The organism is Thomasclavelia sp. (genome assembly GCF_017889095.1).
Taxonomy (GTDB): domain Bacteria; phylum Bacillota_I; class Bacilli_A; order Erysipelotrichales; family Coprobacillaceae; genus Thomasclavelia.
Genome location: NZ_JAGHEW010000101.1, coordinates 1 through 6146, shown reverse-complemented (window position 1 = coordinate 6146; position 6146 = coordinate 1). Strand labels below are relative to the sequence as shown.

Genomic DNA, 6146 nt, shown 5'->3' with positions numbered 1-6146 from the left:
AGTCTAACAGCCAGTGAAAATTTAAGAGAAATTGCAATCGAAGCAAAGGAAGGAGAAGAGATTGAGATGTGTGAAGCGTTAGATAGATTTAAACAACAAAACATTGAATTTGGTGAAAAACGTGGAATAAAAAAAGGAACGAAATTGGGTGTAAAAAAAGGAATGGTCGAAAGTTTGATCATGGTATTAGAAAGTAAGATGGAACTAACTGATCAGGATATTGAATTTATTAAAGGGTGTAATATTGATGAACTAACATTAGCTTTACAGCATACACAGCAAATTAATAAAATTAATGATTTACGGGCAATGTTAATGAATTAAATTATTTAATGATTAATTTTTAAATAATCAAAGTTAAAAGATAGCAGTTTGGGCTATCTTTTAATTTATCTAAAAAAATGGTATAATCTATTTAAAGAAAATTTTAAATAGATTGGGGTGATAATTTGGCTATTAATAATATTTTAAATGCTTTAGCTAATCCGACATGTCGAAAAATAATTGAAAAACTGCAAGAAGGAAAAATTAGTTCCGGAGATTTAGCACTGGCTTTAGAAATATCACCCCAAGCTTTATCTTATCATTTGGCTAAATTAAAGAAAGCTGATTTGATTTATGAAACCCGATATAAGAATTTTATTTATTATGAATTGAATTTATCAATTTTAGATGAAGTAATTATGTGGATAAATAACTTAAAAGGAGATTTGAAATGAAACAGAAAATATTTTATTTTTTAATGATCATGCCAATGATCGTAACGATGATCATCTTACCTTTTTTACCAGCTACAATTCCAGCACATTTTAATGCAAGTGGTCAGGTCGATCGTTATGGCAGTAAATACGAAACATTGATTATCGCATTGCTTGCTTTAATATTAGGTTTATTAATGTGTTTGATTATTAAGAAATATCAAAAGAATCATACTAATAAAAATATTTTGATTAGTGTTGGAATTTGGTTAATGCTTTTTTTCAATGCTATAGATTATTATTATTTATATAACTCTTTTAATCAAATCAATAATATTAATTCTTTATCACTTGATATTAATCAGATAGCTTTTATTTTTTTAGGAATCTTGATGATCATGATTGGTAATATTATGCCTAAAATTAGAAAAAATTCGTTTATTGGTTTAAGAACTGGCTGGTCGTTAAAAAATGAACAGACATGGAAAAAGAGTCAAAGGTTTGGTGGAATTGTTTCGATTGTTATTGGTTTTGTTTTTATTATAGTTAGTTTATTTACTGATGGTTTACTTTGTTTTGGGATTAATATATTGATTTTATTGTTATCATTACCAATTGAAATTTACTATACTTATCGCATAAGTAAATTATATTAATCATTAAATCAATTATTATTCATTATTGTTTTTTATTGAAATAAGTGCCATAATAATTTGGAAAGGAAGATTTCATGTTACAAGAAGAAAGACATAATCAAATATTAGCTAAATTGAATTTAGAAGGGCATGTTCAAGTCAAAGAATTAAGTCAGGATTTTAAGGTTACTGAAGATTGCATCCGTAAAGATTTAAGCACGCTTGAAAAAAATGGTTTATTAAAAAGAGTTCATGGTGGGGCAATACAAATTCGTGAAAATCTGCATGCAATTAATGTTAATGAACGAATTGAAGTTCGTTTACCAGAAAAAAAAGCAATCGCTAAAAAAGCGGTTGAACTAATTGAACCGGGAACAATGGTATTTTTAGGAATATCAACGGTATGTTTAGAAATCGCTAAGTTGATTTACCAAAAAGATCTAAATATTACGTTAGTAACTAATATGGTCGATATCATGAACTTATTTACTAACCAGTCAACTGCGCGAGTGATTTTTATCGGAGGTAAGTTTAATCAGGCTAGAGATGGTTTTTTAGGAACGTTAACAATTGAACAGATAAAATGTTTTAAGTTTGATTTAGCTTTTTTAGGAGTCGTTGGTATCAATATCCATGAAGGGAAAGTTACTACTTATGATGTTGATGATGGTTTGACTAAAAAGGAAGTGCTTAATTCAAGTAAAAAAACTTATTTAGTAGGTGAAAGTGTCAAACTTAATTTAGATGGCAATTATGTCTTTGGTCATCTTAGTGATTTTACAGGTTATATTTGTGAAAGAAAATTAGAACTTAATATTTATAATAAAATATTGGATTATGGAATAGAAATCATTTAGCTGATTTCTATTTTTTTATTGTATTTTATTGTTTTATATTGTTTTTTTATTGAAAATACTTGATTATTATTGCTTTTACGATATAATAAAAGTGTAAAAAGGAGGCATGAAGATGGATAGTTTAAAGCAGACAGAAAGAATTACGATTTTAAAAGATAAAATGTTGAAAGAGCCAAGATATGTATCGATTGAACAGGCCCGAATCATCACGCGAATTTATCAAGAAAACGAAGTTTTATCAATTCCTAAAAAAAGAGCATTAGCTTTAAAAGCGTCTTTACAAGAAATCGAAATTGGCATAGAAATGGAAGAATTAATTGTTGGTAATCGGACTAAAGGAGTTCGCGCTGGTGTTGTTTTTCCAGAAAGTGGCTGTTCATGGGTCAATGATGAATTGGAAACTTTACCAACTAGACCTCAGGATAAATTTAAAGTTCATCAAAAGGATATCAACGAATTTAGAGAAATAATATATCCATACTGGAAAGGTCGTTCGATGGAAGATGTGATTAAAAAGAGTTATGGAAAAGAAATTGAACAAATTGCTAAAGTCGTTAAGATCAATCAAAAAGATCATGCTCAGGGGCATATTTGCCCAGATACTAAAACCTGGTTAAAACTGGGAGTATCGGGATTATTGAAGCAGGCGCAATCAAAGTTGGAAAAATGCAATGATGATCAAAGAGAATTTTATGAATGTACGATCTTAGTTTTACAAGGTGCCAGCAATTTTATGGTTCGTTATCATGATTTGATCATGGAAACAATTGATGATGTTGATTTAAAATACCAGGCATCTTTAAAACAGGTAGCTAAAAATTGTTTGAATTTGTCTAAAAGACCAGCTAAGTCTTTTCATGAAGCGGTTCAGTCATTGTGGTTCTTGTTTGTAATCTTGCATTTAGAATCCAATGCTTCTTCATTTTCACCAGGTAGAATGGATCAGTATTTGTACCCTTATTATTATCATGATATTGAAAATAAAATTATTACCAATCAAGATGCTTTAGAGATATTGGAATGTTTATGGCTGAAATTCAATCAAATTGTTTATTTAAGAAATCAGCATAGTGCTAAGTATTTCGCTGGTTTTCCGATTGGTTTTAATATCGCTGTTGGTGGGGTGGACCAGGATGGTAAAGGTACTTATAATGAATTATCATTGCTGCTTTTAAAAGCTCAGGGTCATTTAGGGTTACCACAGCCTAATTTATCAGTTAGATTAAATCGAGATAGTTCTCACGAATTAATGCAGGCAGCTATTGAAGTAGTTGCTAAAGGCAGTGGGATGCCTCAGTTTTTCAATGATGAAGCCATCATTGATACCATGGTCAAAGATTTAAATATCGACATTAAAGATGCCAGGGATTATGCGATTGTTGGCTGTGTTGAATTAACGACGCAGGGCAATAATCTTGGTTGGTCGGATGCCGCCATGTTTAATTTAAATAAAGCTTTAGAACTAACTTTAAACCATGGAAGATGCCTTTTAACTAATGAACGAATTGGATTAGATCTCGGTGATCTAACAACATATAATAGTTTTAATGAACTGGAAACAGCCTTTAAAGGGCAAATTGATTATTTTATTGATAAAATGATGAAAGCGGAAATAGTTGTTGAAAAAGCTCATCAAGATTGTTTACCAACCGCCTTTTTATCAACTGTAATTGATGCCTGTTTAGAAAAAGGATTAGATGTAACTAAAGGTGGGGCTAAATATAATTTATCGGGAATTCAAATGATCCAGATTGCGAATTTGGCTGACTCTTTAGCAGCGATCAAAGAATTAGTTTATGACAAAAATTTAATTGGTCAAGATGAATTGTTGAAAGCATTACAAAATGATTTTAACGGTGCTGAAATTATTCAGGCAATGTTATTAAATAAAGTTCCTAAATATGGTAATGATGTTAAATGGGTCGATGAATTAGGAGCTAAATGGGCTAATTATTTTAGAGAAAGAATGAAAGATTATACTAATTATCGTGGCGGTTATTATCATACCGGTATGTATACCGTTAGTGCACATGTGCCGATGGGCGAAAATGTCGGGGCTTCACCAGATGGACGAAATGCTTTAGCACCTTTGGCTGATGGTGGCATGTCACCAGTCTATGGACGAGATCTAAACGGTCCTACGGCGGTTTTAAAATCAGTAAGTCGTCTTAGTAATTCTTGTACAACTAATGGCGGTTTATTAAATATGAAGTTTTTACCAGAGTTTTTTAAAACGAAAACAGGACGCTTAAAGTTTGAAAACTTTTTAAGAGCTTTTGTTGCTTTACAAGTACCTCATATTCAGTTTAATGTCGTCAGAAAAGAAGATTTAATTGATGCTAAGATTCATCCTGAACGTCATCGTTCATTGACGATTCGGGTTGCCGGATATACCGCTTATTTTGTCGAATTAGCCGGTAAACTTCAAGATGAAATCATTGAAAGGACTACTTATGAAAACATCTAAAGCGTTAATTTTTGATATTAAAAGATTTGCCGTTCATGACGGCGATGGTTTAAGAACAACAGTTTTCTTTAAAGGGTGTCCCCTTAGATGTTTATGGTGTCAAAATCCTGAAGGAATTGAAGCTAAACGAAAAGTAGTTTATTTTAAAAATCGGTGTATTCATTGTCGAAGATGTATAAAATTTGCCAACATTGATCAAATGGAATATAAAAACAATCGACCATATTTTAATCATCAATATTTAGGTGATTTTGATAATTTAATCAATGCCTGTCCTACTAATGCAATCAGTTATGACAGCATTGAATATGATATCGATACTTTAATGGAAAAGATCAAAGCTGATCAGGTCTTTTTTCAAGATACTGGCGGGGTTACTTTTTCTGGCGGTGAGCCATTAATGCAAGGAGAGTTTTTATTAGAAATTTTAAAAAGATGTAAAATTGAAAACATTCATTGTGCTATAGAAACTTCATTATACGCGCCAATTGAACTGATTAAAAAGATCTTACCATATTTAGATTTAATTTATATTGATCTAAAAATATTTGATGAAACTAAACATCAGCAATTAACTAATGTTTCATCCAAACTAATAAAAAAACAAATTAAATATATATTACAAAGCAAACATAAAGATAAAGTAATAATTCGCACACCGTTGATACCAACAATGACGGCCTTTGATGATAATATTAAAGCAATTGCCAGTTTTTTAGTCGATCTTTATCCAAATGTCAAATACGAACTATTAAACTATAACCCTTTAGCTTCATCAAAATATGAATTAGTTGATTTTGAATATGGTGTCGATAAAAAATATAAAATGTTTGATGAAAATAAGATGCAGCATTTTTATGATCTTGTTTATCAAACTGGTCTAAAAAATTTAATTATTGAATAGGAGAAAAGAAAAATGGAATTTATTATTGATACAGTTAATTTAGAAGAAATCAAAGATGCTATTGAACATTTACCAATTACTGGCGTTACTAGTAACCCTTCAATCGTTAAAGCTACTAGTCCAGAAAATTTCTTTGAACACATGAAAGAAATAAGAAAGATCATTGGTAAGGAAAGAAGCTTGCATATTCAGGTTATTTCTAAAGAATGTGATGAAATCGTTAAAGAAGGACATCGCATTTTAAAAGAAATTGATGATCAGGTTTATATTAAAGTACCGGTATCTTATGAAGGAATCAAAGCAATTAAAATATTAAAAAGTGAAGGAGTTAATGTTACAGCTACAGCAGTATACGATTTAATGCAGGCTTATATGGCCTTAGCTGCTAATGCTGATTATATCGCTCCTTATGTTAATCGTATTGGTAATTTAGGCAGTGATCCTTATGAATTAATTAGTGCCTTGGCTAATCGAATTGAAAGTGATCATTATAACTGTAAGATCTTAGCCGCTAGTTTTAAAGGTGTCTTACAAATTAGGGATTCTTTTAATAGCGGTGCTCAGGCAATTACAGCACCAGTAGGT

At 30.6% G+C, this 6146-nt stretch carries 7 protein-coding genes; all 7 read left to right on the top strand.

Annotated features, from left to right (window positions below; all coding sequences use genetic code 11):
* Positions 1 to 324 (top strand): hypothetical protein (locus J7M77_RS04655; protein ID WP_296876496.1); only part of this gene is annotated, 324 nt, incomplete at its 5' end.
* A 125-nt stretch (positions 325 to 449) separates the two neighbouring features.
* The gene (locus J7M77_RS04650; protein ID WP_296876494.1) at positions 450 to 719 is read left to right on the top strand and encodes a metalloregulator ArsR/SmtB family transcription factor; all 270 of its coding nucleotides are present in this window, start codon (positions 450 to 452) and stop codon (positions 717 to 719) included.
* Entirely contained in the window at positions 716 to 1354 is a 639-nt protein-coding gene (locus J7M77_RS04645) for an SdpI family protein (protein ID WP_296876492.1), read from the top strand. The genes J7M77_RS04650 and J7M77_RS04645 overlap by 4 nt, the downstream gene beginning before the upstream one ends.
* Positions 1355 to 1428: 74 nt before the next feature.
* Entirely contained in the window at positions 1429 to 2190 is a 762-nt protein-coding gene (locus J7M77_RS04640; RefSeq protein ID WP_296876490.1) for a DeoR/GlpR family DNA-binding transcription regulator, read from the top strand.
* A 112-nt stretch (positions 2191 to 2302) separates the two neighbouring features.
* Complete coding sequence (locus J7M77_RS04635; RefSeq protein ID WP_296876488.1) at positions 2303 to 4657, top strand: formate C-acetyltransferase/glycerol dehydratase family glycyl radical enzyme; 2355 nt, start codon at positions 2303 to 2305, stop codon at positions 4655 to 4657.
* Positions 4644 to 5561 (top strand): glycyl-radical enzyme activating protein, encoded by a 918-nt coding sequence (locus tag J7M77_RS04630; RefSeq protein WP_296876486.1) that lies wholly within the window; start codon positions 4644 to 4646, stop codon positions 5559 to 5561. The genes J7M77_RS04635 and J7M77_RS04630 overlap by 14 nt, the downstream gene beginning before the upstream one ends.
* Positions 5562 to 5573: 12 nt before the next feature.
* Positions 5574 to 6146 (top strand): fructose-6-phosphate aldolase (locus tag J7M77_RS04625; RefSeq protein WP_296876484.1); only part of this gene is annotated, 573 nt, incomplete at its 3' end.

Bases quoted from the DNA above. Each gene is read 5' to 3' on its own strand.
- J7M77_RS04645 (WP_296876492.1), top strand. From the start codon at position 716: ATGAAACAGAAAATATTTTATTTTTTAATGATCATGCCAATGATCGTA.
- J7M77_RS04640 (WP_296876490.1), top strand. From the start codon at position 1,429: ATGTTACAAGAAGAAAGACATAATCAAATATTAGCTAAATTGAATTTA.
- J7M77_RS04635 (WP_296876488.1), top strand. From the start codon at position 2,303: ATGGATAGTTTAAAGCAGACAGAAAGAATTACGATTTTAAAAGATAAA.
- J7M77_RS04630 (WP_296876486.1), top strand. From the start codon at position 4,644: ATGAAAACATCTAAAGCGTTAATTTTTGATATTAAAAGATTTGCCGTT.